Source organism: Nonomuraea sp. NPDC049725 (genome assembly GCF_040674795.1).
GTDB classification, from domain to species: domain Bacteria; phylum Actinomycetota; class Actinomycetes; order Streptosporangiales; family Streptosporangiaceae; genus Nonomuraea; species Nonomuraea ceibae.
This window is the reverse complement of record NZ_JBFANJ010000006.1, coordinates 421,804-447,844: the sequence shown is the minus strand read 5'-3', so window position 1 is coordinate 447,844 and position 26,041 is coordinate 421,804. Positions and strand designations below refer to the sequence as shown.

The window sequence follows — 26,041 nt, the reverse complement described above, 5'->3', positions numbered from 1 at the left end:
CATGACGACGACAACACGGCGGAAGGTCGGCATCGCGGGCGCGCTCGTCGGCGCCGCCTCCGCGGGGATCGCCGCGGCCGCCATGGCCAAGCGCTACGCGGTCGGCCGCATCCGGCTGCGCCCCGACACCGAGGCGAGTGAGCCGTTCGGCGAGCTGCGCGGGCGCGAGCACACGCTGATCACCTCCGACGGCAAGGCGCTGCACGTCGAGGTCGACGGCCCCGACGACGCGCCGCTCACCCTCGTCTTCTGCCACGGCTACTGCCTCAACCTGGAGTCGTGGCACTACCAGCGCCGCGAGCTGCGCGAGCAGCACCGCATGGTGCTGTGGGACCAGCGCTCCCACGGCCGCTCCCAGCGCGGCGCGGCCGACGACAGCACGATCGACCGGCTCGGCCAGGACCTGGCCGAGGTCATCGAGCAGTACGTGCCCGGCCCCTGCGTGCTCGTCGGCCACTCCATGGGCGGCATGACGATCATGGCGCTGGCCGACAGCCGCCCCGAGCTGTTCGGCGACAAGGTGCGCGGCGTGGCCCTGCTGTCCACCTCGGCCGGCAAGCTCGCCGAGCTGACCCTGGGCCTGCCCGCGCTGGCCTCCAAGGTCGTGCACAAGCTGGCCCCCACGACCGTGTCGATGCTGGGCCGCCGCGGCTCGTTCATCGACCGCACCCGCCACGCGGGCAGCGACATCGCCTTCCTCATGACCCGCTACATGGGCTTCGGCGACTCCAGGAACGTCAGCCCGACCGTGGTCGACTTCGCCGAGTCCATGATCCGGGGCACGCCGACCGAGGTGGTCGCCGACTTCTACCCGGCGCTGATGGACCACGACAAGCTGTCCGCGCTGCACGTCCTCGACCCCGTGCCCACCGCGATCCTGGTGGGGGACAAGGACTGGCTGACCCCGCCCGACCACAGCCGGGCGATGGCCGAGGCGCTGCCCAAGGCCCAGCTCACCGAGGTGCCCGACACCTCGCACCTGCTCCAGCTCGAGCGGCCCGGCGTGGTCAACGACGCGCTGCGCGACCTGATCAAGAGGGTGGCGCTGTGAGGCTGCCGACCGCCGAGGAGATGCGCGCGTTCGGCGCCCGGCTGGCCGCCCGGCTGCGGCCCGGCGACCTGGTGGTCCTGTCGGGGCCGCTCGGCGCCGGCAAGACCACGCTGGTGCAGGGCATCGGCGAGGGCCTGAAGGTGCGCGGGCCGATCACCTCGCCCACGTTCGTCATCGCCCGCGTCCACCCGTCGCTGGCCGGCGGGCCGCCGCTGGTCCACGTCGACGCCTACCGGCTCGGCGGCGACCTGGAGGTGGACGACCTCGACCTCGACGCCTCGCTGGAAGACTCGGTGACCGTCGTCGAGTGGGGCGAGGGGTTGGTCGAGGGGCTGTCCGACGACCGGCTGGAGATCCACATCGACCGCGAGGCGGGTGACGAGGCCCGCCTGGTCACCCTGCGCGGCGTCGGCGCCCGCTGGGCCGACGACACGCCGTCTGAAGGGGCACAAGAGTAAAACCACCGCCATGCCCCGGTGATCCTGTCACCCTTGACGTATCACGCCGATGACATGAAACATGATCATTGGTAAGGGTTGGCCCAGAAATTCTGGGTATCAGGAGGGGCGGCATCCACGAAAACTGGTGGATGCTTGGTGAAAGACGGCGGAGTGGGGTGCGGCGGTGCTCAGGGTCAGCCAGGTCGCGTACGCGGGAGCCATCCTCATGATCGGCCTCGCCGGTTGTTCGGCGGAGGCGCAAACACCGCCGTCGGGGTCGGCCTCCCCGACGGTCAGTCCGACCGGCAGTCCCACTGGCAGCCCCACGGCGGCGCCGACCGCCACCACCAGTTCGACGGCGAGCCCGGCGGCCACCCGGCCGTCCATCCTGGTCCAGCTCAACCCCGACCGCGTCACCGCGGGCGAGACCTCGACCGTGTGGGTGCTGGCCAACTGCCCCGAGCCCACCGGCGGCCCCGCCCACAGCGGCACCGCGACCTCCCGGGCGTTCGTCAGCGGCGTCACGCTCAACCCGGCCGACGCCGCGACCTCCTCGCCCTCGCCGACCGGCGCCCGGGCGGGCGGCGCCTGGGTGCGCGGCCAGGCGCAGGTCAACGGCACCGTCCGGCGCGGCTCCTACCGGGTCGACGTCAAGTGCGACGGCACCAACCACGTCGGCCGGGCCACGCTGCGCGTCCGCGCGCCCGAGCCGCTGCCCGACGACGTGCCCACCAAGGCGCCCAGGGCGGGCGGCGGCGGCACCTTCGGCAAGGACGTCGACGAGGGCTCGTCGATCCCGCTCGTGCCCGTGGGCCTGGCGCTCGGCGTCGCCGCCGCTGCCGGGATCGGGATCGCGGTCAAGCGCCGCCGGTCCTGAAGATGGCGCGTTCGGGACGGGTCGTCCTCGCGGGCGCCGTGACCGGCCTCGTGCTGGTCGCCTTCGGCAAGAACATGCAGTCCGCCCCCGAGGAGACGGCGGCCGGCGTGGTGCCCCGCAGCATCGACATCCCCTCGATCGACGTCGAGGCGCCGCTGATGAAGCTCGGGCTCAAGGACGGCGAGGTCGAGCTGCCGCCGTACGAGAAGCCCAAGGTCGCCGGCTGGTACACCGGCAGCGCCGTGCCGGGCGAGAAGGGCGCCTCCGTCATCGTCGGCCACGTCGACACCAAGACCTCGCCGGCCGTCTTCTACAAGCTCCGCCAGGTCCGCAAGGGCGAGACGGTCAAGGTCGAACGCAGCGACGGCAAGGTCGTCGAGTACAAGGTCACCGCGATCGAGCAGGTGCACAAGGACGACTTCCCGCTGCGCAAGGTCTACGTCGAGGACGGGCTCAAGCTCGTCACCTGCGGCGGCAAGTTCGACTACGCCAAGGGCGAGTACCTGGACAACATCATCGTGTACGCCAGCGAGGCCTGAAAACCGGTTGCGCCCTCTGTGACGATGGAGGGCATGAGCGTGGACACCAGCCCGCCCGCGTCCGGCTCCCGGGTGCCCTGGCCCGAGGTGCACCCGGGCGTCCGCGAGGCGGTCGAGAAACTGCTCGGCGCGCCCGTCGCCGAGGCGGTCACCCAGGAGGGCGGCTTCTCTCCGGCCGCCGCCGTTCGGCTGCGCGCCGCCAACGGCCGCCGGGCCTTCGTCAAGGCCGTCGGCCCCGAGCCGAACGCCGAGGCGGTGCGCATCTACCGGGCCGAGGCCCGGGTCGCCGCCGCCCTGCCCGCCTCGGTGCCGGCGCCCCGGCTGCTCGACGCGTTCGAGCTCGACGGGTGGGTGGCGATGGCGTTCGAGGACGTCGAAGGCCGCCACCCGGCCATGCCGTGGCGGCGCGACGAGCTGGACCTGGTGCTCGACGCCGTCGACCGGATGTCGGCCGCCCTCACGCCGTCACCGGTGGACGTGCCGCCGATCGGGGAGGTCATGGGGCAGTCCTTCCAGGGCTGGCGCAGGCTGCTCGGCGAGGACACCACCGGGCTCGACCCGTGGGCGCTGCGCCACCTGCCGGCGCTGGCCGAGCTGGAGTCCGGCTGGGCCGAGGCGGCGACGGGCGACACGCTGGCCCACTGCGACCTGCGGGCCGACAACGTGCTCATCTCGGACGGGCGCGTCTACGTCGTCGACTGGCCGTGGGCGTCGCGGGCCGCCGCCTGGTACGACCGGGTGGCGATGCTGCCGTCGGTCGGCATGCAGGGCGGGCCGCCGCCGCACGAGCTGCTGCCCGACCCCGACCCGGACGTCACCAAGGCCGTCACCGCCCTCACCGGCTTCTTCGTCCGGCAGTCCCGCCAGCCCGCGCCGCCCGGCCTGCCGACCCTGCGCGCCTTCCAGCGGGCCCAGGGCGTGGTGGCGCTGGAATGGCTCAGACAGCGGACCGGCTGGTCCTGAAGCACCGGCAGGCCGAATCGGCGGAGCGGCCGGGTCTGACCTGTCGGGCCGGTAGGCTAAGCAGTCGTGCTGGTCCTGGCCTTTGACACCGCGACGCCCGCCGTCACCGCCGCCCTTCACGACGGGCAGCGGGTGCTCGCCGAATCCACCACGATCGACGCGCGCCGCCACGGCGAGTTGCTCGTGCCCACCGTCGAGCGCGTCCTCGCCGAGGCGGGGGTCGCGCTGCGCGACGTCACGGCCGTCGTCGCGGGCAGCGGCCCCGGCCCCTACACGGGCCTGCGCGTCGGGCTGATGACCGCGCAGGGCCTGGCGACCACCCTCGGCGTGCCCGCCCACGGCATCTGCACGCTCGACGCCGTCGCCTACGGGTCCGGGCTGGAGGAGCCGTTCCTGGTCGCCACCGACGCGCGGCGCAAGGAGGTCTTCTGGGCCCGCTACTCCGACCGCCGCACCAGGGTCGACGGCCCGCACGTCGACCGGCCCGCCGACGTGCCCGTCGAGGGGCTGCCGGTGGCTGGGGCCGAGCTCTACCGCGACGTCCTGGGCCCCGCCGTCGCCCCCGCCTACCCGTACGCCGGGTTCCTGGCCGCGCTCGCGGCCGAGCGGATCGCGGCGGGCGCCCCGCTCGACCCGCCGCGCCCGATCTACCTGCGCCGCCCCGACGCCGTGGTGCCCGGGGCGCCCAAGAAGGTGACGGCGTGAAGCTGCGGCAGATGACCGAGGCCGACCTGCCGGCGGTCATGGCGATCGAGCGGGCCACGTTCCCGCGCGACGCGTGGAGCGAGGGCATGATGCGCGGCGAGCTGGCCGACCAGCCGCGCACCCGCCACTACGTGGTGGCCCTGGTCGAGGAGCAGATCGTCGGCTACGCCGGGCTCGCCGTCGCCGCCGACCAGGCCGACGTGCAGACGATCGCGGTGCTCGACACCCACCGCGGCACCGGCGTCGGCGGCGCCATGCTCTCCGCCCTGCTGCAGGAGGCCGGCCGCAGGGGAGCCAGGGAGATCTTCCTGGAGGTGCGCGAGGACAACCCGGTCGCCCGCGGCGTCTACACGCACTTCGGGTTCGAGGAGATCGGCACCCGCCGCCGCTACTACGAGGACGGCACCGACGCGATCATGATGAGAAGGAAGCTGGATGGCTGACGCACCCCTGGTCCTGGGCATCGAGACGTCCTGCGACGAGACCGGCATCGGCATCGTCAGAGGCCACACGCTGCTGGCCAACACCATCGCCTCCAGCATGGACGAGCACGCCCGCTTCGGCGGCGTGGTGCCGGAGGTGGCCTCGCGGGCGCACCTGGAGGCCATGACGCCGACGGTCGAGGCCGCGCTGTCCGCCGCCGGGCTGAAGTTCTCCGACATCGACGCCATCGCCGTCACCGCCGGCCCCGGGCTGGCCGGGGCGCTGCTCGTCGGCGTCGCCGCCGCCAAGTCCTACGCGCTCGGCCTCGGCGTGCCCCTCTACGGCGTCAACCACCTGGCCGCGCACGTCGCCGTCGACCAGCTCGAACACGGGCCGCTGCCCAAGCCGTGCATCGCCCTGCTCGTCTCCGGCGGCCACTCCTCGCTGCTGCTGGTGCCCGACGTGGCCGAGGACGTGATCTCGCTCGGCTCGACCGTCGACGACGCGGCGGGCGAGGCGTTCGACAAGGTGGCGCGGGTGCTCGGGCTGCCGTTCCCCGGCGGGCCGCACATCGACCGGGCCGCCCGCGACGGCTCCGGCACCGCCGTCGCCTTCCCGCGCGGCAAGATGGACGACGGCACGCTCGACTTCTCCTTCTCCGGGCTCAAGACCGCCGTCGCCCGCTGGGTGGAGGCCCGCGAGTCGTCCGGCGAGCGCATCCACGTGCCCGACGTGGCCGCCTCCTTCCAGGAGGCCGTGGTCGACGTGCTCACCCGCAAGGCGCTGCAGGCGTGCAAGAAGTACGAGGTGCACGACCTGCTCATCGGCGGTGGCGTGGCGGCCAACTCGCGCTTGCGCGCGCTGGCCCAGGAGCGGTGCGACGCGGCGGGCGTCCGGCTGCGGGTGCCCCGGCCCGGCCTGTGCACCGACAACGGCGCCATGGTCGCCGCGCTCGGCTCCGACCTGGTGGCGGCCGGGGTGACGCCGTCGACGCTGGAGATCCCGGCCGACTCCTCGCTGCCGATCACCACCGTCCACGTGTGACCCTGCACTAGTGCAACTCGGGGGAATTTCCCCTGCTGGGAAGGCTTTTCCGGGCCCTCTGCGTACGTTGTCAGCATGAAGTACACAGAGGGCCCGTTCGCGCCCGTCACCGAGGAAGTCACGGCCTACGACCTGCCGGTCACCGGGCGTGTGCCGGCCGAGCTCAACGGCCGCTACCTGCGCAACGGCCCCAACCCGCTGGGCATCGAGGACCCCGCCGTGCACATCTGGGGCATGGGTCAGGGCATGGTGCACGGGGTGCGGCTGCGCGACGGCCGGGCCGAGTGGTACCGCAACCGCTGGGTCCGCACGCCCGGCCACGGGCCGATGGTGCACGTGATCGAGCACGCCGCCCGCACGTTCGCGCTGGCGGAGGGCGGGCTGCCGCCGGCCGAGCTGGACGCCGAGCTCGGCACGGTGGGCGTGTGCGCGCTCGGCGGCACCCCCGAGGGCTTCACGGCCGGCGCCCACTCCAAGCACGACCCGCTCACCGGCGCGCTGCACTCGCTGTCGTACCAGGTGGGCCAGAGCTTCGTGCAGTACATCGTGACCGGCCCCGACGCCGCCGTGGTGGCGAGCACGTCGATCCCGCTCACGCGGACGCCGTTCATGCACGACTTCGCGCTCACCGAGAACCACGTCGTCCTGTGGGACACGCCGCTCGGGTTCGACGGGTTCGAGTGCCGCTGGCTGCCCGGGCACCCCACCCGGGTGGGCGTCATGCCGCGCGCCGGAGGCGAGGTGCGCTGGCTGGAGATCGACCCGGTGCACGTCAGCCACACGCTCAACGCCTACGAGGACGGCGGCGCGATCGTCGTGGACCTGGTCACCGCCGACGGGCCGTTCGACCCGGCCGACCCCGGCGGCATCCGCCCCGCCCTGGACCGGTGGACGATCGAGACCGACCGGGTCGTCCAGCGGCGCCTCGACGACCGGCCGCAGGACTTCCCGCGCCTGAACGAGTCACGCACCTCCCGCCGCCACCGCTACGGCTACGCGGCGGCCACGGACCTGTACGGCATCCCGTTCACGCCCGCGGGCGCGCCTCCCGACGACGCCTTCACCAACGCCCTGGTCAAGCACGACCTGGACCGCGGCACCACCGAGGTGCACGGCTTCGGCCGGGGCGAGTCGGTCGGCGAGGCCGTGTTCGCCGCCACGGGGACCGGCGAGGACGACGGCTACCTGCTCACGTACGTGTCCGACCCGGAGCGCGGCGCGAGCGACCTGGTGATCCTGTCGGCGCAGGACTTCACCGGCGCCCCCGTCGCCAGGATCCACCTTCCCGTACGGGTGCCGCTCGGGCTGCACGGCAGCTGGCTGCCCGAGCCCGTGTGACACTGTTGGATCGTGACCGACCCCCGTCCGCCCTACCAGCGGATCGTCGCCGACATCGAGCGGCGCGTCGCCGAGGGCGAGCTGCGACCCGGTGACCCGGTCCCCACGACCAGGGCGATCATGCGGGAGTGGGGCGTGGCGATGGCGACCGCCACCAAGGCGCTGACCGCGCTCAAGCAGGCGGGCGTCATCGAGTCGGCGCCCCGGGTGGGCTCCGTCGTCGCCGCCCAGGCCGCCCCCAGGCGCTCCGCCGAGACGCTCGAACGCGACCGGATCGTCCGCGCCGCCATCGAGATCGCCGACGTCGACGGGCTGGCCTCGCTGTCCATGCGCTCGGTCGGCTCCCGGCTCGGCGTGGCGACCATGTCGCTCTACCGCCACGTCGAGTCGAAGGGCGAGCTGGCCCGGCTGATGGCCGACGCGGCGTTCGCCGAGATCGACTATCCCGAGCCGCCGCCGGGCTGGCGCTCGCACCTGCGGGTGGCCGCCCGGCTGCAGTGGGCGGCCTACCAGCGTCACCCGTGGCTGCCCCGGGTGGTGTCGGTCACCCGGCCGATCGTGCTGCCCGGCATGGTGGCCTACGCCCAGTGGTCGCTGCGGGCGCTGGACGACCTCGGGCTGCCCGCCGACACCCGGCTGCTCGTCTACGCCACCCTGGTCAACTACGTGCGCGGCACGGCGGTCAACATCGAGAGCGAGACCGACGCCGAGCGTGACACCGGGCTGACCAGCACGCAGTGGATGTCGCGGCGCCTGACGGTCGAGGGACGGCTCATCAAGCAGGTGACCGACCCCAGGGTGGCGATCGACCTGGAGACGATCTTCGCGTTCGGTCTCGAACGGGTGCTGGACGGGCTGTCGACCGTCATCACGCCGCGGCGCTGAGCGGCCGCGTCAGTCCTTGGCGCGGGTCGGCCGCAGCAGGGCCTCGGCCAGGGCCAGCATGGTCTCCTCCAGGGCTCCCAGGCGCTTGTTGAGGTCGGCTGTGGCGGGCTCGACGATGCCGGAGACCGTCTCGGCCAGCGCGTCGCGGTCGGGGCGGGAGCGGACGACCTCGGTGAGCGACGTCGCGGCCTCGGTCAGCCGCTCCAGGTGCTCGTCGCGGTGAGTGTCGAGCAGCTCGCCGATGCGCTCGTCGATGGCCAGCGCGGCCGGGAGCCTGCCGATGGTCTCGCCGACGCTCTCCAGGGCCTCGCTGGCCTGCTCGGAGCGGGTGGTGAGGCCGCTGAGGTGGGCGTCGAGGCCGTCGACCCGGGTGACCAGGTGCTCCTCGGCCGCGGCCAGGCGCTCGGCCAGCGCGTCGAACCGGTCGCCCTGGCCGCCGAGGCGCTCGGCGAGCGCGTCGAAGTGCTCGTCGTGCTCGCCGAGCCGGCTGTCGAGGCGGTCGAAGCGCTCGTCGTGGCCGCCGAGCTGCTTGGCCAGGGTGTCGAAGTGGCCGTCGTAGCCGTGGAGGCGGTCGGTGAGGGCGTCGAGGCGCTTGTCGTGGCCGGTGAGGCTCTGCGCGAGGGCGTCGAAGCGGGCGGCGTGGCCGGTGAGCTCGCCGTTCATCGAGCCGAGGCGGCCGTCGACGGAGGCCAGGCGGGTGCCGAAGCCGTCGAGGCGCGTGTCGGTGGCGGCGGCGCGGCCGTCGAGGCTCTGCAGGCGGCCCTCGATCCCGGCCAGCGTCTCGTCGGTGCTCTCGAAGCGCACGTCGACGCTCTCCAGGCGCGAGTCGATCGCGACGAGCCGCCCGTCGACCCGGTCGATCCGGCCGTCGACGCCGTCGAAGCGTCCGCCGAGCCGCTGCTCGGCGTCGTCGAGGCGGCCGAGCAGCCGCTCCTCCAGCGCGTCGACCCTGGCCGTGACCTGCTCGGTCGTGGTGGTGAGCTGCTGGGCGGCGAGGGCCAGGCGCTCGTCGAGGCTGTCGGACAGGTCGAGCATCACGCCCTCGACCCGCTCGGTGCGCGAGTGGAGCTCGGCCAGCGACTTGTCGATGCGGGTGAAGCGCCCGGCGGCGACCTCCATGCCGGCGCTGACCTGCGCCAGCTTGCTGGTGACCTCGCCCATCCGCTGGGTCACTCCGTCGGTGACCTCCAGCACCGACTGCAGCCGGCTCAGCGCCTCCTCGACGCTCTCGGACACGGTGCCGAGGTCGGCGCGCAGCTTGGGCAGCTCCAGGATCGGGTGGACCCGCTGGCTGACCGCGTCCACCCGGGTGTCGACGCCGCCGACCTGCTCGCCGACGGCGTCGACGTGGTCGCGCACCGCCTCGACGTGCTGGGCCAGCCCTTCGGCCCACATGGGCGGTTTGGCGGCGATGTCGTCGAGCCGTCCGGAGACGGTCTCCAGGGTGCCGCTCAGCCCGCCGAGCTCACGCTCGCGCACCTCGCGGAGGAGCCATTCCATGCCCTCCAGCCGCTGCCGGATCTCGTCGAGGACGGCTCCCTGCGTGCGCTGTTCGTACACATGATCCTGGGCGGCACGCGCCAGCAGCTCCCGCATCCTGTCGGAGATGGCGGTCTGGCCGCCTGCCTGCAGAAGGGTGGTGGTGTGGTTGGAATGGTCCACCGAAAGGCTCCTTCGCTGTCGACGGTCTGCCGCGTGGCGGTGGGGTTGGGTCCGATGTGCAAGTGAAAGAAGGAGAACGCGGCTCACCGCAATAGGGGGGAGAACTCCCGCCCGGCTACCTTAGCCTTTCGATCAAGGTCCGTCATCGGCGAAGGAGAAGATCGCTCTTATGATGGAATCGTCCAGATTTGTCATTCACGCAGGTCGTGACGGGTGGCAGATCAGAACGGATGGTTTATCCATAATCCTCGTCAGAATGACGACGGCGGATTCTTCACCGGAAAGCCGGAGGTCGCCGCGCAGCCGCTCGATATCCACAGCCGATCCGCGCTTTTTAATGGTGACATTTCCGACGCGGCGTGCCCGCAGCGCCGCTCTGAGCCGTTTGAGCGAGAACGGCAGCGTCTCGACCACCTCGTACCGCGCGGCCCACGGCGTGTCGACCGGCTCGTCCCCCGAGATGTAGGCGATCATCGGGTCGGCCAGCCACCCGCCCACCAGCTCGGCCACCTCGCCCACCAGATGCGCCCGCACCGCGGCCCCGTCCGGCTCGTACACGTAGCGCCCCACCGGCCCGGTGCCGGCCTCGACCCCGGTGGCGGTCAGCGTGTGGCCGCCCGGCAGGAGCGTCGCCCGCCGCCCGGGCTCGCCGGCGCCCGTCCAGAGCGCGGCCTCCTTCACCTCGCCCTTGTACGAGACCCACTCGGCCTGCGCCTGCGCGGGGATGAACTCGTACGGGATGCCGGGGGCGACCTTGAGGCAGGCCAGGCGCGCCCGGGAGAGCAGGTCGAGGACGACGGGCCAGGGCGGCGAGTAGGACATCGGGTCGAACGTGCGGCCCCGCGAGCCGCGCCTGGCCGGGTCGGCGAACAGCACGTCGTGGTCCTCGGGCCGCACGGTCGCGGCGTCGGCCACCCGCACGGTGACGCGCTCGCCCAGGCCGAGCGCGTCGGCGTTGGCGCGGGCGACGGCGGCGGTCAGCGGGTCGGCGTCGACGGCCTCGACCGTGCGGCCCGCGCGGGCCAGCGCCAGGAAGTCGCCGCCGATGCCGCAGCAGGCGTCGGCGACGCGCGGCCCGGCGCCGCACTCGGCCAGGCGGCGGGCCCGGTGTTCGGCGACCTCGGCGCGGGTGGACTGTTCGAGGCCGTGCGGGGTGAAGAACATGCGCGCCGCGTCGGCGCCGAACTTGGCGGCGGCCCGCTCGCGCAGCCCCGCCTGGGTGAGCGCCGCCGAGGTCAGGGCGGCGTCGTAGGTGCGGCGCAGCCGGGTGGCCGCCGCGACCGGGTCGGCGCCGGCGAGCTCCTCCGCCTCGGCCAGCGCCCGCAGGCCGCGCGGTGTCAGCAGCTCGGTGAAGGCGTCCAGGTCCACGACGTACGACGGTAGTGCACGCGGCGGGCCGGCTCAGAGATCGGTGTCGCGCAGGGAGACGAGCAGCTTGCGCAGCAGCCCGGCCAGGGCGGCGCGCTCGTCGTCGTCGAGCCCGGCCAGCAGGTCGCGCTCGTTGTCGAGATGCCCCTCCAGCACGTCGTCGACCAGGCGCAGCCCCTCGGGAGTGAGCGAGACCAGGATCATGCGGCGGTTTCCCGGCGCCGGCCGGCGGTCGACCAGGCCGCGCTCGACCAGGCGGTCCATGCGGTTGGTGAGCGCGCCGGGGCTGACCATCGCGGAGGAGGACAGGTCCTTCATGCACATGGTGTGGCTCTCGCCGCTGCGCAGCAGCGTGGCCAGCATGTCGAACTCCCAGGGCTCCAGGCCGCGCCCGGCCAGGAACTCCTTCACGCCGCGTTCGAGCAGGCGCGACAGGCGGGAGACCCGGCCGACGACGCCCATGGGCGAGGCGTCCAGGCCGGGGCGGGCCCGCGCCCACTGTCCGAGGATCACGTCGACGGCGTCTTCCATGCGTCCGACGATATCAAAAACTTCGACGTTGAAATTTTGGGGGAGCCGCGCTAGTTTCCTGGGTGTCGAAGTGTTCAACGTCGAAGTGTTCGAGGTGGAAGACATGAAGGTGCTGGTGCTGGGCGCGACGGGCTACATCGGCGGGGTGCTGGTCGAGCGGCTGATCGAGCGCGGCCACGAGGTCGCGGCGCTGGTGCGGCCGTCGGCCGACGGGAGCAGGCGGGTGCCCGGGGTGGCCGACGAGCGCCACGGCGACCTGGCGGACCCGGCGTCGGTCGCCGCCGCGCTGACCGCCGACGTCGACGCCGTGGTGCACGCCGCCGAGCTGACCGGCGACCGGGAGACCGACCTGGCCTCCGTCGGCGCGCTCGCCGCCTCCGGGAAGCGGGTGACGTACGTGAGCGGGGTCTGGGTGCTCGGCGAGGTGGACGGCGGGGACGAGGAGAGCCCGGCCGACCCCGTCCCGCTGGTCGCCTACCGCGACCAGGTCGAGCGGCTCGTGCTCGACGGCGGCGGGTCGGTGGTCCGGCCGGGCGTCGTCCACGGCCGGGGCGGCGGCATCCCCGCGCTGCTGCGCGAGCAGGCGGCCCGGCGCGGCACGGGCGTGTACGTGACCGCCGGGGGAGTGCCCGCCTGGACGGCCGTGCACGTGGACGACCTGGCGGACCTGCTCGTCGCGGTCGTGGAGAAGGGGGAGGCGCGGATCTACCACGCCATCGCCGAGGAGGGCGTGCCCGTGGACGCCGTCGCCGAGGCGGCCGGTGTGGCGGCCGGCGTGGGCGCCGCCGCGGAGCCGTGGCCGCTCGCGGAGGCCGCCGGGGTGCTGGGGGAGGGATTCGCCCAGGCCCTCGCGCTCAGCCAGCGCATCGGCGCGTCGCGCACCCGGGCGGCCCTGGGCTGGAACCCCGGCCGGGCCGGGATCGTGGCCGACCTGGCGGAAGGCTCCTACGCCTGATCGCCCAGAGCTGACGCGTTCGTGTTGACTGTCAAGCCCCTCTTGCATATGTTTCCTGTTGGCACTCTCCCCTTGAGAGTGCCAACTGTGCGACGAGGCAGGTCTGGCACCCGCGACGGCAGGCCCCGCTGGTCGCCTCTTCTGATCATTCAAATCTGAAGGGGAGGTCCGATCGTGACGACCGCCACCAAGGTTCCCGTTAAGCCGCTCGGCGACCGCATCGTGGTTCAGCCGCTTGAGGCAGAGCAGACCACCGCTTCCGGCCTGGTCATCCCTGACACCGCCAAGGAGAAGCCGCAGGAGGGCAAGGTCCTCGCGGTGGGCCCGGGCAACTGGGACGAGGACGGCGACAAGCGGATTCCGCTCGACGTCTCCGAGGGCGACATCGTCCTCTACAGCAAGTACGGCGGCACCGAGGTCAAGTACGGCGGCGAGGAGTACCTCGTGCTCTCCGCCCGCGACGTTCTCGCGATCATCGAGAAGTAAGCCGGTCGTGTCGGGCCCCGGGCGCTCCCAAGGCGGCCGGGGCTTTCGACGCTAGGAGAGGACTTTCAGCAAAATGGCGAAGATTCTGGAGTTCGACGAGGACGCCCGCCGCGCGCTTGAGCGCGGAGTCAACGCCCTCGCGGACGCCGTGAAGGTTACCCTCGGCCCGCGTGGCCGCAACGTCGTCATCGACAAGAAGTTCGGTGCTCCGACGATCACCAACGACGGTGTCACCATCGCTCGCGAGGTCGAGCTGGAGGACCGTTACGAGAACCTCGGCGCCCAGCTCGCCAAGGAAGTTGCCACCAAGACCAACGACATCGCGGGTGACGGCACCACCACCGCGACCGTCCTGGCCCAGGCCATGGTCCGCGAGGGCCTGCGCAACGTGGCGGCCGGCGCCTCGCCGCTGTCGCTCAAGCGCGGCATCGACAAGGCCGCCAAGGACGTCAGTGACAGGCTGCTCGCCTCGGCCATCCCGGTCGAGGACAAGAAGGCCATCGCCGACGTGGCGACGATCTCCGCCCAGGACGCCAAGATCGGCGACCTGATCGCCGAGGCGTTCGACAAGGTCGGCAAGGACGGCGTGCTGACCGTCGAAGAGTCCAACGCCATGGGCATGGAGCTCGAGTTCACCGAGGGCCTGCAGTTCGACAAGGGTTACCTGTCGGCCTACATGGTGACCGACTCCGAGCGGATGGAGTCCGTCCTGGAGGACGCCTACATCCTGCTCACCCAGGGCAAGGTCTCCTCCATCGCGGACTTCCTGCCGCTGCTGGAGCAGATCGCCCAGACGAAGAAGCCGCTGCTCGTGGTCGCCGAGGACGTCGAGGGCGAGGCCCTGGCCGTCCTGGTCACCAACAAGATCCGCGGCACCTTCACCTCCGTCGCCGTCAAGGCTCCGGGCTTCGGCGACCGCCGCAAGGCGATGCTGCAGGACATGGCCATCCTCACCGGCGGCCAGGTCGTCAGCGAGGAGGTCGGCCTCAAGCTGGAGAACGTCGGCCTGGAGGTGCTCGGCACCGCCCGCCGCATCGTCGTCACCAAGGACGCCACGACCATCGTCGACGGCGCCGGCGACCCTGCCGCGATCGAGGACCGGGTCAAGGAGATCAAGCTCGCCATCGAGCAGTCCGACTCCGACTGGGACCGCGAGAAGCTCCAGGAGCGCCTGGCCAAGCTCGCGGGCGGCGTGTGCGTGCTGCGCGTCGGCGCGGCCACCGAGGTGGAGCTCAAGGAGAAGAAGCACCGCCTCGAGGACGCGATCTCCGCGACGCGCGCCGCGATCGAGGAGGGCATCGTCTCCGGCGGCGGCTCCGCGCTGATCCACGTCTCCAAGGACCTCGACGACCTCGGCCTGACGGGCGACGAGGCGACCGGTGTCAACATCGTGCGCCGCGCGCTGGTCGAGCCGGCCCGCTGGATCGCCGAGAACGCCGGCCTGGAGGGCTACGTCGTCACCCACAAGGTGGCGGAGCTCCCCGCGGGCCACGGCCTCAACGCGGCCACCGGCGAGTACGGCGACCTGCTCGCGCAGGGCGTCAACGACCCGGTCAAGGTCACCCGCTCGGCGGTGCAGAACGCGGCGTCGATCGCGGGCATGCTGCTGACCACAGAGGCCCTCGTGGTGGACAAGCCCGAGGAGGAGGCCCCGGCCGGCGGCCAGGGTCACGGCCACGGGCACGGCCACTAGGGTTCGCCTGTAACGCGCTTCGGCCCGCACCGGATTCCGGTGCGGGCCGTTTCGTTGTTTGTAGCGCTATGTCACATTTTTCTGTGAAATATTGTTTATCTGAGTAAACCTGGAGTGCGGGTTAAGCGTCCGTGGTCTGACGAATGTCGTGCCATTTGGCTTATAACGTGAAACAATCTGCCAGGCATAAAGGCTTAGTGTTGTCACTCGATTACTATCGGTTATCGTCGCTTCAATGTGACCAATCCGTAGCCGTTCGCCATGACGACAGGCCGGAGCGGGCCGGGCATCATGCCTAACGTGAGCGAGGGAAGCGTCGCCGACGCCAAAATTGGGGTAAGGCTCGCGTCGAGACTTCCGGCACGGACGGATGACTCCGACCTAAGAGAACTGACGAGCCTCGCGGTGCAGGGAGATCGCAGTGCGATCGAATCCTTGCTCGGCGAGTTGCGTCCGATGGTGGTGCGCTATTGCCGCGCCAGGCTGGGCCGCGTTTCGGGGCAATATCACATTGCCGACGACGTGGCCCAGGAGGTGTGCATCGCGGTCCTGTCCGCGCTGCCGCGATACCGCGACATGGGGCGGCCGTTCGCGTCGTTCGTCTTCGGGATCGCCTCGCACAAGGTGGCCGACGCGCTGCGCAGCTCCGTGCGCTCGGCCGTGCCGACCCAGGATCTCCCCGACGGGCCCGACGACGGGCCGGGGCCGGAGGAGACCGTCGTCCGCTACATCGAGGTCGAGCACGCCCGCAGGCTGCTCGCCCGGCTGCCGCCCAACCAGCGCGAGCTGCTGCTGTTGCGGGTGGTGTCGGGGCTGTCGGCCGAGGAGACCGGTAATGTACTCGGCATGTCACCAGGTGCCGTACGCGTCGCCCAGCACCGGGCGCTGGCCAGGCTGAGGCAGATGGCCGAGCTGGAGTCGGCTTGACCCCTGAGGAAGAGAGCGACGCGCTGCTCGACGCGCTCGCGGCCGGTGAGCTGCCCGACAGCGGCGACCCGGCCGCCCGGGTGCTCGCGGCCCTGGTCGGCGACGTGCTCGATCAGCGGCGTTCCTCCGTGTCGATGACGCCGTCGACGTAGCCTCGCGCGTACTCCCAGGTGACGTAGGCGGCCGGATCGGGCTGGAAGGCCGGCTCGTGCATCTGGGGCTGGCCCAGCTCGATCATCTGGCGCAGGTTGCCGCGCAGCAGGTCCCAGTCGAAGAAGTGCTGCTCGCCGCACTCCGGGCAGTCGAGCACCAGGCCCAGCACCCCCTGCTGCTCCAGCAGGGAGCGGAAGACCTCGACGTCGGCCAGGTCGGTGATGGCCTCGTCGCGCTCGGCGGCGGTCAGCGGCTCGGCCTCGCCGAGCTCGCCCATCGCAGCGGAAGGGTCGTTGGGGTCGTCCGCGAACGGGTCGCGGGGGACGTCTTCCAGCACCTTCCCACCATATGACCGATGCGGCGCGAGCGGTGGGCATTGACCGACCCGGCCACGCCGCACACCCTCAGCCCCGCCCTCACGCCGGCTCTCAGCCCCGCCCTCACGCCGGCTCTCACCCCCGCCCCGGGCCTGCCCTCACGCCTGCGCTGGCCTGCCCTCACACCCGCCCCGGGCCTGCCCTCACACCCGCCCCGGGCCCGCCCTTACGCCCGCTCTCAGGCTTGCCTGGGCCGGCCTTGGGTCAGGTCAGCCAGCCGCGGCGGGCGGCCTCCACGCCGGCGTGGAAGCGGGACTGGGCGCCGAGCTCGGCCATCGCGTCGGCGAACCTGGCCCGTACGGTGCGGACCGACAGGCCGAGCTGCCGGGCGATGGACTCGTCGCACAGGCCCTGCGCGGCCAGCCGCAGCACCTGCGCCATGCCGCCGCCGCGCTCCCAGGGCAGCGGCACGGCCCGCCCCCACCACTCCTCGAACAGCGAGCGGAGCATGCCCGCCACGATGGGGGTGCGCATCAGGTAGAAGTTGTAGGCGTGGTCGGGCAGGTTGCCGCCCCAGGTGGCGGGCAGCCCGGCGGTGTCGCTGCCGGCCGTCATGAACCAGCTCGGCACCCGGTCCAGCGTGCGCACCTGGCCGCCGGTCGCGAGCAGCCGGGTGAGCTGGTCGCGGACCCCGGGCAGGGTGAGGGTGGCGACGGGCAGCACGGCCCGCACCACGAGCAGGCCCCGGCGCTGGGCGTCGATCCACGGCTCGACGAACTTGGCGGCGAAGTCGGCCATCGTCCGCTCGTCGGGGATCGCGGTCAGCAGCGTCATCGGGGGAGCCTGCACGGCCATGCCCATGACGCTCTCGTACAGCACGTCCGCGCCGCTGGCGGACTCGACGGGGAACGGGCCGCTGCGGTGGTCGCGGCCGGCGTCGTAGTCGCGGATGAGGCCGCGGATCGAGCCGAGCACGGTGTCGATGCGGCGGCTCTCCTCGGCCAGCCGGTCGAGCCGTTCGGCCACGAGCCGCCCGAGCGCGGCCGCCGGGTGGCGGGCCAGGTACTCGCCGGACTGCTCGTCGACGACGCCGAGCCTGACGAGGTCGTCGAGCTGGTCGGCGACCTGGTCGACGGGCCCGTCGGTGGCCTCGGCCAGCTCGGTGCGGGTGGCGCGGTGCAGGCGCAGCACTGCCGTGTAAAGGGCCGTTTGCGTGGGATCGAGGCCTAGCGTTTCGAGCGAATCTGGCACAGTTTGGTGCTCGTTGCGCATGTGTCGGGCTCCGTAGGGGGGAACGCGCGGCGTGCCGCGAGGATAACCCGGCATTCCTTACTTGTCCGCTGGTTGCGCCGACTGCCCCGGCGGGGGGTGCAACTTCGTGCAATTGCACGTTTTCACATTGCGCTGTGCCGTTCCGTAACCCACGCTTAACTCAGCGTCGGCATTCCGTTACAGGGCCCGGCGCCGCCGGCCATCAGGACGCGGAGGGGGGTTCGGTGGCGTGCGCGGCGTCAGGCCCGGATGCCGGTGGCCGGGGGACGGCGCGGCTCACCGACCGCTCCGTCCCCCGGCACTTCTGCTGGATGCCGGGAGTACGACGGACCGTGGGGGTCATCGTCCTCCCGGCATCCATGCGTTTTGGAGGCAGGCCCTAGACTTGCTGCATCAGCGCAACGGCAGGAGGGGCCGCAGCATGTCCAAGTTCACACAGACGGGTCTGACGTTCGACGACGTGCTGTTGGTGCCGGCCTATTCCGACCTGCAGCCGGGCGAGGCCGAAACCGCCACCAGGCTGTCACGCCGCATCACGCTGTCGATCCCGCTCGTCTCGGCGGCGATGGACACCGTCACCGAGGCGCGCATGGCGGTCGCGATGGCCCGGCAGGGCGGCATCGGCATCCTGCACCGCAACCTGTCGGTCGAGGAGCAGGCCCAGCAGGTCGACCTGGTGAAACGGTCAGAGGCCGGCATGGTGACCAACCCGGTGACCTGCAGCCCCGACGACACCCTGGCCGACGTCGAGCGCCTGTGCGCCACCTACCGGATCTCCGGGGTGCCCGTCACCGACGCCTCCGGCATCCTCGTCGGCATCGTCACCAACCGTGACATGCGCTTCGAGACCGACCAGGCCCGGCCGGTGCGCGAGGTCATGACCAAGATGCCGCTCGTCACCGCCCCCGTGGGGGTCTCGCGTGACGACGCCTACGCGCTGCTGCGCAAGAACAAGATCGAGAAGCTGCCGCTGGTCGACCCCGACGGCAGGCTGCGCGGCCTGATCACGGTCAAGGACTTCACCAAGAGCGAGCAGTATCCGCTCGCCACCAAGGACGCCGACGGCCGCCTGGTGGTGGGCGCGGCCGTGGGCGTCGGCGGCGACGCCGAGGTGCGCGCCAAGGCGCTCATCGAGGCGGGCGTCGACACCATCGTGGTCGACGTCGCGCACGGCCACTCCAAGGGCCTGGCCGACATGATCGCCAAGGTCAAGGCCAACAGCAAGGTCGACGTCATCGGCGGCAACATCGCCACCAGGGCCGGCGCCCAGATGCTCGTCGACGCGGGCGCCGACGCGGTCAAGGTCGGCGTCGGGCCGGGCTCGATCTGCACCACCCGGGTCGTCGCCGGTGTCGGCGCGCCGCAGGTCACCGCCATCTACGAGGCGTCGCTGGCGTGCGCCCCGGCCGGCGTCCCGGTGATCGGCGACGGCGGCCTGCAGTATTCGGGCGACATCGTCAAGGCCATCGCGGCCGGCGCCGACAGCGTCATGCTCGGCTCCCTGCTGGCCGGCTGCGAGGAGTCGCCCGGCGAGCTGATCTTCATCAACGGCAAGCAGTTCAAGTCCTACCGGGGCATGGGCTCGCTCGGCGCGGTGCGCAACCGCGAGCGGGGCGGCACCTCGTTCAGCAAGGACCGCTACGCCCAGGCCGAGGTCGGCGGCGAGGACAAGTACATCCCCGAGGGCATCGAGGGCCAGGTGCCCTACCGAGGCCCGGTCGCGGCGGTCGCCCACCAGCTCGTCGGCGGTCTGCGCCAGGGCATGTGGTATTCCGGCTGCCGCACGATCCCCCAGATGCACACCGACTGCGAGCTCATGCCGATCACGGCAGCGGGCCTCAAGGAGAGCCATCCCCACGACATCCAGATGACCGTGGAAGCTCCTAACTATCACAGAAGGTAAAACCGCATGACTCAGCAGGTGGAGATCGGCCGGGGCAAGGCAGGCCGCCGGGCTTACTCGCTCGACGAGATCGGCCTCGTCCCGTCGCGGCGCACCCGCGATCCGGAAGAGGTCTCGATCGCCTGGCAGATCGACGCGTACCGGTTCGAACTGCCCGTCGTCGTCGCGCCCATGGACAGCGTCGTCTCGCCCGCCACCGCGATCGAGATCGGCCGGCTCGGCGGGCTCGCGCCGCTCGACCTCGAAGGGCTGTGGACGCGCTACGAGGACCCGTCCCCGCTGCTGGAGGAGTGCGCCTCGCTCGACGCCGAGGCGGCCACCCGCAGGCTCCAGGAGATCTACGCGGCGCCGATCAAGGAAGAGCTGATCGGCCGCCGCATCGAGGAGATCCGCGCCTCCGGCGTGACCACGGCCGTCCGGCTGTCGCCGCAGCGCACGGTGCAATATCACAAGGCGGTCATCGACGCCGGGGTCGACATGTTCGTCATCCGGGGCACCACGGTCTCCGCCGAGCACGTCTCGGGGCGGGCCGAGCCGCTCAACCTCAAGCAGTTCATCTACGAGCTCGACGTCCCGGTGATCGTGGGCGGCTGCGCCACCTACACGGCGGCGCTCCACCTGATGCGCACCGGCGCGGCCGGCGTGCTGGTCGGCTTCGGCGGCGGCGCCTCCCACACCACCCGCAACGTGCTGGGCGTGGCGGTGCCGATGGCGACCGCGATCTCCGACGTGGCCGCGGCCCGCCGCGACTACATGGACGAGTCCGGCGGACGCTACGTGCACGTGATCGCCGACGGCGGCATGGGCACCTCCGGCGACATCGCCAAGGCCATCGCGTGCGGCGCCGACGCCGTCATGGTGGGCTCGCCGCTGGCCCGCGCCTCCGAGGCGCCCGGCCACGGCTTCCACTGGGGCTCCGAGGCGCACCACCCCGACCTGCCGCGCGGGCGGCGGGTCGAGTTCGGCACGGTGGGCACACTGGAGCAGATCCTGCACGGCCCGTCCAGCGTGGCCGACGGCTCGATGAACCTGATGGGCGCGCTCAAGCGCACGATGGCGTCGACCGGCTATTCGGACATCAAGGAGTTCCAGCGCGTCGAGGTCGTCGTCGCGCCGATCCAGCGCTGATCTCAGGATGAGGATTTCTCCACCGCGTAGAAAGAATTTTGCACGCGGTGGAGAATCCTCCACCCGGTCGCCGGTCCCGCCCGCGCATGATCGTCAAGATTTTCCCTGGGCGGTCCCTGCCTGGTGGGAGCAGGCGAGGGCCGCCTCTCAGCCGATCACCCGCGTCGCCTCGTCCAGCCACACCCGCTGCTCCTCCGGGGTGACGGTCATGCCGAACCGCTCGTGACCGGGCTCTCCCCAGCTCACCCAGGTGAAGTAGGCGTTGACCGCCTCCGCCCACACGTCGCGGTCGCCGAACCTGTAGACCTCGTAGTCGTCGCGGTGCGGCTGCCAGCTCGCGGCCGCCCACTCGTCCGGGCCGCCGATCACCCACATCCGGTAGAAGTCGTCCTCCTGGTAGACGCTGGTGCGCAGCCCGGTGAGCGCGGAGACGGCCAGGTCGGCGCCGAGCGGGGCGTAGGCCAGGGTGCGCGGGTCGACCGGGGTCCTGAACTCCAGCGCGTCCTCGCGCCGCCACGGCCCGAGCTCGGCGGGGCGCTGGGAGCGCATCATCATGTAGTGGGCGCCGCCGGAGAAGCGCCCGGCCGCCGTGCCGCCCGGCATGACCGTCAGGCGCAGCGCGTGGCCCGCCCCGAAGCCGGGGCAGTAGGGCGCGACGATCGCGCCGCCGGGCCGGGTCTGCTCGATCCACGCGTACGGCACCGTACGGACTCCGCAGGTGACGTGGACGCGGTCGTACGGGGCCCGCTCCGGGCAGCCGTAGGCGCCGTCGCCGACGATCAGGCGCGGGCCGTCGCCCAGGCGTCGCGCGGCGTCGGCGGCCACGGCGGGGTCGATCTCGATGCTCGTCACGTTCGCCGCGCCGACCAGGTGTGACAGCAGCGCGGCCGTCCACCCGGTGCCGGTGCCGATCTCCAGCACCCGGTTGCCGGGGGCGGCGTCGAGCAGGCGGAGCAGGTGCGCGACCGTCGCGGGCGCCGAGCACGACGAGGTGTAGCCGCCCTTGGCGGTCCGGAGGTCGGCGCGCCCGTCGTCGAGCTGCGTGACGATGGGGGACGCGGAGCGTACGGCCTGCCACCAGCCCTCCGGGTCGGCCCTGCGGTCGATCAGGAGTGGCGGCCCCTCCGGCTCCGGGACGTGTAAGGCCACGTCGGGCACGAACCGGTGGCGCGGTACCGCCTCCATCGCCCGCGCCACGGCGGTGGCGCTCACCTCGCGCCGCCTGCCTTCTGACGCTCGCCCACGGGACCTCCTTCGGCTCGACGGTGACGGACCGTGATCGTAGGCAGGCGGTACGGGACGGGCAAGGGATTCGCCGAAGAGCGCTGCCGGCAGGTGGAGAACTTTGTGCATCGGTGGAGAATCGTCATCCCCCGGGAGAAAGTCAGGGGCGTACGGCGCGGACGTAGTAGAGCAGTGACGGCAGCGGCCCCTCCGCCTCGACCCGGAAGCCCGCGTCGGGGATCAGGGTCCCGAGCAGCTCCTGCGGGGTGTGGTCCATGGCGGGGCCCGAGATCATGGCCATGAGCCGCTTGAGCAGCGGGTGCTCCGGCGGCCTGAACTCGGCGACGAGCAGCCGCCCGCCGGGCCGCAGCACCCGGAACATCTCGCGCGCCGCCGCCGGCCGGGCCTCCGACGGGATGTGGTGCACGGCCAGCGTGGAGACGACCAGGTCGAACGAGCCGTCGGGGAAGGGCAGGTCCTCCCCTCCGGCGACGACGTACTCGCAGTTGTCCGGGGCGCGGTCGCGGGCGTAGCCGATCATCGCGGGGGACGGGTCGACGCCCGTGACCTGCCCGCCGGGGCCCGCGACGGGCGACAGGATGCGGCTGAGGTAGCCGGTGCCGCAGCCGACGTCGAGGATCCGGTCGCCGGGCCGCGGCTTGGCCTGGGTGGCGACGCGGGTGAAGGCGGCGCGGCGGCCGCCGGGGTAGCCGAGCGAGGCGACGACCTCGTAGGCGCGCGGGTGGTCGATGGTGCCGCCCGCGTCGGCGTGCTCGGCGTGGTCGTGCAGGAGCCTGCCCAATCCCATGACGTCCTCTTCTCGGTACGGAACAAGGTGTTCGGTATTGAATGGTGCGTTCACCAGCCTGAGGAGTCCAGGACAGGCGGGTGCGGCGGACCCGCCGGGCCGTGCAGGAGCGGCGGCGGCTGGTGGTGTGCGTGGTGGGGGCGTTCATGGCGCTGGTTCAGGGGCGGAAGAGCCGCCAGAACGCCAGGGCCAGCTCGCCGGCCGGGGTTTCGCGGGGCCCGGTCACCCAGTGGGCGATCACGCCGACGAGCGCGCCCGCCAGGTAGGCGGCGTGCACGTCGGGCGGCACGTCGTCGAAGCCGGCCGGCCGGGAGCCCTGCCGGAAGCGGGCCGACAGCTCGCCGGTGAGGCGTTCGCGCAGGCGGGAGGTGCAGCGGGGGCTGCCGAGCAGGCACGCGTAGAGGGCGGCGCTGGCGGAGATGTGCGCGAACAGGGCGGTGAGCGGCTCGGGGGCGCGGTCGCGGGGCGCGTCGAGCGGGCAGAGCGCGGCGGCGCGGGCGACCTCGGCCACCGCGTCCTCCAGCGCGTCGGCGGCCAGCGCGTCGACGTCGGGATAGTGCAGGTAGACGGTGGCCCGGTTGACCTCGGCGCGTTTGGCGACCTCGGAGATCGTGATCGAGCCGGGCTCGCGTTCGGCCGCCAGGTCGAGGAGGGCGGCGTGCAGCCTGGCCCGGGTGCGCTGGGCGCGCGGGTCGTCGGGGTTCATGCCGCCCACTATACGACATGTGTTGCTTAATTGACAGTTGTCGCATAGTGTCGGTGTCATGCGAATCGAGATCTGGGCCGACGTGGTCTGCGGCTGGGCGTACATCGGCAAGCGGCGCCTGGAGAAGGCCCTCGAAGGGCTGGACGCCGAGGTGGTCTGGAGGCCGTTCCGGATCGACCCGACGGCCCCCGTCCAGGCGATCCCGTACGAGGAGGCGATGGCCGACCCCATGGTCGACGCCGCGGTGGAGCGCTGCGCCCCCGGCCTGACCCCGGGGGAGAACCGGGTGCGGATGTCGCTCATCGCCGCCGAGGAGGGCTTCGGCTGGCGCTGGGGTCCCGCCTGGCGCGCCAGCAGCCACGACGCCCACCGGCTGATCGCGCTGGCCGCCGAGCACGGCGCCGACCAGGACGCCGTGGCCGAGCTGGTGATGAAGGCCCACTTCATCGACGGCCTCGACATCAGCGACCGCCAGGTCCTGCACCGGATCGCCGCCGAGGCCGGCTTCCCCGAGGGCGCCGCGCTGCTCGACGACGGCGCCGGGGAGCAGCTCGTCCGCGAGCTCCTGCTCCGGGGCAAGGCCATGGGCGTCGCCACCTCGCCCACGCTGGTCGTCGGCGGCCGGGCGCTGGCCGGGGCCCAGTCGCCCGAGGTCATCAGGGACTTCGTGCTGGGCGCCGACGGCCCCGAGCGGCGGCTGCCCGAGGAGGTCGAGCGCTACCGGCACGCCGAGTCGCTGCTGGACCAGCGCGACCCGCTCGGCGCGCTGGTGCTGCTCGGGCCGCTGCTCGGCGAGCACGGCGACGACCGCAACGTGCTCATGCTCGCCGGCCGGGCCTACTACGCCTCGGCGCAGCTCGGGCGCGCCCGCGCCACGCTGGAGCGCCTGGTCGAGCTGTCGCCCGACGACGCGTACGTCCACCAGCTGCTGGGGCGCACGCTCCAGCGGCAGGGACGGCCCGACGAGGCCGCGCCGCACCTGCGGCTGGCCGGCGCCATGGTGCCGGACTACGCCTGACCACCTAGCATGCGAAGATGGCCGATCTCCAGGGGACGCACGCGGTCGAGGTGCGGGGCGACGTCGTCACCAAGCGCTACAAGGAGGAGAAGCCGGGCGCGGCCGAGCGCGAGTGGCGGGCACTGACCCTGCTGGCCCGCTACGCGCCCGGACTCGCGCCCCGGCCCATCTCCAACGAGGGCGGCGTGATCATGTCCCGCATCGACGGCGTCCCGCTGCGCGGCCTGGCCGACGCGCCCGCGCACGCCGCCGACCTGGCCGCCGCGCTCGCCGAGCTGCACGCCGCCGTCCCGCCGCAGGTCCTCGCCGGTGTGCCCGTACGCCGCTGGGGCCCGCAGGCGCTGGCCGGTCAGGTCAGGCAATGGTGCGAGCAGTGGCAGCCCAGGGACCCGGCGGCCGACCGCGCCGTGAGCGAGGGCTGCCGGTGGCTGGAGCGGTGGCGGCCGAGCGAGGGCGACCCGCCGGTGCTCGGCGCCGGTGACGGCAACCTGGCCAACTTCCTGTGGGACGGCGAACGGGTGCGGATCGTCGACTTCGAGGACTCCGGCCGCAGCGACCGCGTCTACGAGCTGGCGGAGCTGTCGCAGCACGTCTCCATGTGGGTCGACGGCGAGGTCGACGTCCTGCGCCACGTCGAGCTCACCGCCGCCGAGCGGGCCCGGCTGCGCGAGTGCAGCAGGCTCCACGCGCTCACCTGGCTGTTCCTGCTGTCGGGGGAGGGCCCGCGCAACCCGCCCGGCACCTTCCGCCGCCAGGTCGAGCGGGTCCTCGCCGTGCTGGAGGCGTGAGGCGGCTCAGCCCGCGAGCACCCCGAGCAGGTGGCTGACCTCGCGCGACACCGCGTCGCGGCCGGCCTTGACGTACTTGCGCGGGTCGACGACCTTGCCGTCGTGGTCCAGGTAGTCGCGGATCGCGCCGGTGAACGCCTTGTTCAGGTGGGTGGCGATGTTGACCTTCTTCATGCCCTGGCGCACCGCCTCGCGCAGGATCTCGTCGGGCACGCCGGACGAGCCGTGCAGCACCAGCGGCACCGGCAGGGCGGCCCGCAGCTCGCCGATGAGGCCCAGGTCGAGCACGGCGTCCTTGGTGGTCATCGCGTGCGAGGTGCCGACGGCCACGGCCAGCGCGTCGACGCCGGTCCTGGCCACGTAGTCGGCCGCCTCGTGCGGCTTGGTGCGGGCGCCGGGGGCGTGCACGCCGTCCTTGCCGCCGACCTCGCCCAGCTCGGCCTCCACCCAGACGCCGCGCTCGTGGCACCAGGCGGTCACCTCGGCGGTGGCGGCCACGTTCGCCTCGTCGGGCAGCGCGGAGGCGTCGTACATGACCGAGCCGATCCCGAGCGTGACGGCCTCCTCGACGAGCGCGCGGTCGGTGGCGTGGTCCAGGTGCACCGCGACCGGGACCTCCGCGCGGCGGGCGACCGCGAGCGAGGCGAGCGCGATCGGCTCCAGCGCGCCGTGGTAGCGGACGCAGTTCTCGCTGATCTGGAGCACCACCGGCAGGCCGAGGGCCTCCGCGCCCGCGACGATGGCGGTGGCGTGCTCCAGCTGGATGACGTTGAACGCGCCCACCCCGGCGGGTGACTCACGGACGATGTCGCCGATTCCGGCGAGCGGCATGACGGG

28 protein-coding genes are annotated in these 26,041 nt (G+C 72.5%); 19 read left to right on the top strand and 9 right to left on the bottom strand.

Features of this window, described 5'->3' with window-relative positions; genetic code table 11:
• Position 1: 1 nt before the first annotated feature.
• The 10 genes from AB0J53_RS19035 (at position 2) to AB0J53_RS18990 (ending at position 8,265) form a co-directional block, all read left to right on the top strand.
• The gene (locus tag AB0J53_RS19035; protein WP_364173728.1) at positions 2–1,051 is read left to right on the top strand and encodes an alpha/beta hydrolase; all 1,050 of its coding nucleotides are present in this window, start codon (positions 2–4) and stop codon (positions 1,049–1,051) included.
• Positions 1,048–1,509 (top strand): tRNA (adenosine(37)-N6)-threonylcarbamoyltransferase complex ATPase subunit type 1 TsaE, encoded by a 462-nt coding sequence (tsaE, locus tag AB0J53_RS19030; protein WP_308125610.1) that lies wholly within the window; start codon positions 1,048–1,050, stop codon positions 1,507–1,509. Before AB0J53_RS19035 ends, tsaE begins: the two co-directional genes overlap by 4 nt.
• A 166-nt stretch (positions 1,510–1,675) precedes the next feature.
• Complete coding sequence (locus tag AB0J53_RS19025) at positions 1,676–2,368, top strand: hypothetical protein (protein WP_357591380.1); 693 nt, start codon at positions 1,676–1,678, stop codon at positions 2,366–2,368.
• Positions 2,369–2,370: 2 nt separating this feature from the next.
• Positions 2,371–2,907, top strand: coding sequence for a class F sortase (locus AB0J53_RS19020; protein ID WP_219500485.1), 537 nt, complete (start codon positions 2,371–2,373; stop codon positions 2,905–2,907).
• Between the two features lie 33 nt (positions 2,908–2,940).
• Positions 2,941–3,870 (top strand): phosphotransferase, encoded by a 930-nt coding sequence (locus AB0J53_RS19015; RefSeq protein WP_364173723.1) that lies wholly within the window; start codon positions 2,941–2,943, stop codon positions 3,868–3,870.
• A gap of 66 nt (positions 3,871–3,936) precedes the next feature.
• Positions 3,937–4,575 carry a tRNA (adenosine(37)-N6)-threonylcarbamoyltransferase complex dimerization subunit type 1 TsaB gene (tsaB, locus tag AB0J53_RS19010; protein ID WP_219500488.1) on the top strand — a complete coding sequence of 213 codons (639 nt, stop codon included), beginning with the start codon at positions 3,937–3,939 and terminating at the stop codon, positions 4,573–4,575.
• A gap of 11 nt (positions 4,576–4,586) precedes the next feature.
• Complete coding sequence (gene rimI / locus AB0J53_RS19005; RefSeq protein WP_219500775.1) at positions 4,587–5,018, top strand: ribosomal protein S18-alanine N-acetyltransferase; 432 nt, start codon at positions 4,587–4,589, stop codon at positions 5,016–5,018.
• Complete coding sequence (gene tsaD, locus AB0J53_RS19000; RefSeq protein ID WP_364173720.1) at positions 5,011–6,042, top strand: tRNA (adenosine(37)-N6)-threonylcarbamoyltransferase complex transferase subunit TsaD; 1,032 nt, start codon at positions 5,011–5,013, stop codon at positions 6,040–6,042. The genes rimI and tsaD overlap by 8 nt, the downstream gene beginning before the upstream one ends.
• 75 nt (positions 6,043–6,117) lie before the next feature.
• Positions 6,118–7,380 carry a carotenoid oxygenase family protein gene (locus AB0J53_RS18995; protein ID WP_364173717.1) on the top strand — a complete coding sequence of 421 codons (1,263 nt, stop codon included), beginning with the start codon at positions 6,118–6,120 and terminating at the stop codon, positions 7,378–7,380.
• A 12-nt stretch (positions 7,381–7,392) separates the two neighbouring features.
• Complete coding sequence (locus AB0J53_RS18990) at positions 7,393–8,265, top strand: TetR/AcrR family transcriptional regulator C-terminal domain-containing protein (protein ID WP_219500495.1); 873 nt, start codon at positions 7,393–7,395, stop codon at positions 8,263–8,265.
• 9 nt (positions 8,266–8,274) lie between these two features.
• Here AB0J53_RS18990 and AB0J53_RS18985 read toward each other — a convergent pair whose 3' ends face one another.
• From AB0J53_RS18985 to AB0J53_RS18975, 3 genes are all read right to left on the bottom strand, one after another.
• Complete coding sequence (locus AB0J53_RS18985; protein WP_364173714.1) at positions 8,275–9,927, bottom strand: hypothetical protein; 1,653 nt, start codon at positions 9,925–9,927, stop codon at positions 8,275–8,277.
• 195 nt (positions 9,928–10,122) lie between these two features.
• Positions 10,123–11,295 (bottom strand): class I SAM-dependent methyltransferase, encoded by a 1,173-nt coding sequence (locus AB0J53_RS18980; RefSeq protein WP_364173711.1) that lies wholly within the window; start codon positions 11,293–11,295, stop codon positions 10,123–10,125.
• A 33-nt stretch (positions 11,296–11,328) separates the two neighbouring features.
• Entirely contained in the window at positions 11,329–11,826 is a 498-nt protein-coding gene (locus AB0J53_RS18975; RefSeq protein WP_364173708.1) for a MarR family transcriptional regulator, read from the bottom strand.
• 70 nt (positions 11,827–11,896) lie between these two features.
• Here AB0J53_RS18975 and AB0J53_RS18970 point away from each other — a divergent pair, with 70 nt between their 5' ends.
• The 5 genes from AB0J53_RS18970 (at position 11,897) to AB0J53_RS18950 (ending at position 16,039) form a co-directional block, all read left to right on the top strand.
• The gene (locus tag AB0J53_RS18970; RefSeq protein ID WP_364173705.1) at positions 11,897–12,781 is read left to right on the top strand and encodes an NAD-dependent epimerase/dehydratase family protein; all 885 of its coding nucleotides are present in this window, start codon (positions 11,897–11,899) and stop codon (positions 12,779–12,781) included.
• 171 nt (positions 12,782–12,952) lie between these two features.
• A complete protein-coding gene (gene groES, locus AB0J53_RS18965; RefSeq protein ID WP_197093639.1) occupies positions 12,953–13,267 on the top strand; it encodes a co-chaperone GroES in 315 nt (104 codons plus the stop codon).
• A 73-nt stretch (positions 13,268–13,340) separates the two neighbouring features.
• Positions 13,341–14,960, top strand: coding sequence for a chaperonin GroEL (gene groL / locus AB0J53_RS18960; protein WP_219500502.1), 1,620 nt, complete (start codon positions 13,341–13,343; stop codon positions 14,958–14,960).
• A gap of 291 nt (positions 14,961–15,251) precedes the next feature.
• Positions 15,252–15,887 carry a sigma-70 family RNA polymerase sigma factor gene (locus AB0J53_RS18955; protein WP_156325505.1) on the top strand — a complete coding sequence of 212 codons (636 nt, stop codon included), beginning with the start codon at positions 15,252–15,254 and terminating at the stop codon, positions 15,885–15,887.
• Entirely contained in the window at positions 15,884–16,039 is a 156-nt protein-coding gene (locus AB0J53_RS18950) for a hypothetical protein (protein ID WP_156325503.1), read from the top strand. Before AB0J53_RS18955 ends, AB0J53_RS18950 begins: the two co-directional genes overlap by 4 nt.
• Here AB0J53_RS18950 and AB0J53_RS18945 read toward each other — a convergent pair.
• Both AB0J53_RS18945 and AB0J53_RS18940 read right to left on the bottom strand, forming a co-directional pair.
• On the bottom strand, positions 16,000–16,377 hold the full coding sequence (locus AB0J53_RS18945) for a DUF5319 domain-containing protein (protein ID WP_219500503.1): 378 nt from the start codon (positions 16,375–16,377) through the stop codon (positions 16,000–16,002). The genes AB0J53_RS18950 and AB0J53_RS18945 overlap by 40 nt on opposite strands.
• A gap of 244 nt (positions 16,378–16,621) precedes the next feature.
• Entirely contained in the window at positions 16,622–17,548 is a 927-nt protein-coding gene (locus AB0J53_RS18940) for a LuxR C-terminal-related transcriptional regulator (RefSeq protein WP_308125611.1), read from the bottom strand.
• A 502-nt stretch (positions 17,549–18,050) separates the two neighbouring features.
• Here AB0J53_RS18940 and guaB point away from each other — a divergent pair.
• Together guaB and AB0J53_RS18930 are read left to right on the top strand one after the other, a co-directional pair.
• Complete coding sequence (gene guaB, locus AB0J53_RS18935; protein WP_219500507.1) at positions 18,051–19,532, top strand: IMP dehydrogenase; 1,482 nt, start codon at positions 18,051–18,053, stop codon at positions 19,530–19,532.
• A gap of 6 nt (positions 19,533–19,538) precedes the next feature.
• Positions 19,539–20,660, top strand: a complete 1,122-nt coding sequence (locus AB0J53_RS18930) for a GuaB3 family IMP dehydrogenase-related protein (protein WP_219500509.1) — start codon at positions 19,539–19,541, stop codon at positions 20,658–20,660.
• 147 nt (positions 20,661–20,807) lie between these two features.
• Here the strand turns inward: AB0J53_RS18930 and AB0J53_RS18925 are convergent, their stop codons facing one another.
• From AB0J53_RS18925 to AB0J53_RS18915, 3 genes are all read right to left on the bottom strand, one after another.
• Complete coding sequence (locus tag AB0J53_RS18925) at positions 20,808–21,872, bottom strand: protein-L-isoaspartate(D-aspartate) O-methyltransferase (protein WP_364173698.1); 1,065 nt, start codon at positions 21,870–21,872, stop codon at positions 20,808–20,810.
• 172 nt (positions 21,873–22,044) lie between these two features.
• The gene (locus AB0J53_RS18920; protein ID WP_364173695.1) at positions 22,045–22,692 is read right to left on the bottom strand and encodes a methyltransferase domain-containing protein; all 648 of its coding nucleotides are present in this window, start codon (positions 22,690–22,692) and stop codon (positions 22,045–22,047) included.
• A 157-nt stretch (positions 22,693–22,849) separates the two neighbouring features.
• Positions 22,850–23,398 (bottom strand): TetR/AcrR family transcriptional regulator, encoded by a 549-nt coding sequence (locus AB0J53_RS18915; protein WP_364173692.1) that lies wholly within the window; start codon positions 23,396–23,398, stop codon positions 22,850–22,852.
• A 58-nt stretch (positions 23,399–23,456) separates the two neighbouring features.
• Between AB0J53_RS18915 and AB0J53_RS18910 the strand changes: the two genes are divergently transcribed.
• Both AB0J53_RS18910 and AB0J53_RS18905 read left to right on the top strand, forming a co-directional pair.
• Positions 23,457–24,416 (top strand): DsbA family protein, encoded by a 960-nt coding sequence (locus tag AB0J53_RS18910; protein ID WP_364173689.1) that lies wholly within the window; start codon positions 23,457–23,459, stop codon positions 24,414–24,416.
• Between the two features lie 17 nt (positions 24,417–24,433).
• Positions 24,434–25,204, top strand: a complete 771-nt coding sequence (locus AB0J53_RS18905; RefSeq protein ID WP_364173687.1) for a phosphotransferase — start codon at positions 24,434–24,436, stop codon at positions 25,202–25,204.
• Between the two features lie 6 nt (positions 25,205–25,210).
• Here AB0J53_RS18905 and AB0J53_RS18900 read toward each other — a convergent pair whose 3' ends face one another.
• The gene (locus tag AB0J53_RS18900; RefSeq protein ID WP_364173684.1) at positions 25,211–26,035 is read right to left on the bottom strand and encodes a class II fructose-bisphosphate aldolase; all 825 of its coding nucleotides are present in this window, start codon (positions 26,033–26,035) and stop codon (positions 25,211–25,213) included.
• Positions 26,036–26,041: the final 6 nt, after the last annotated feature.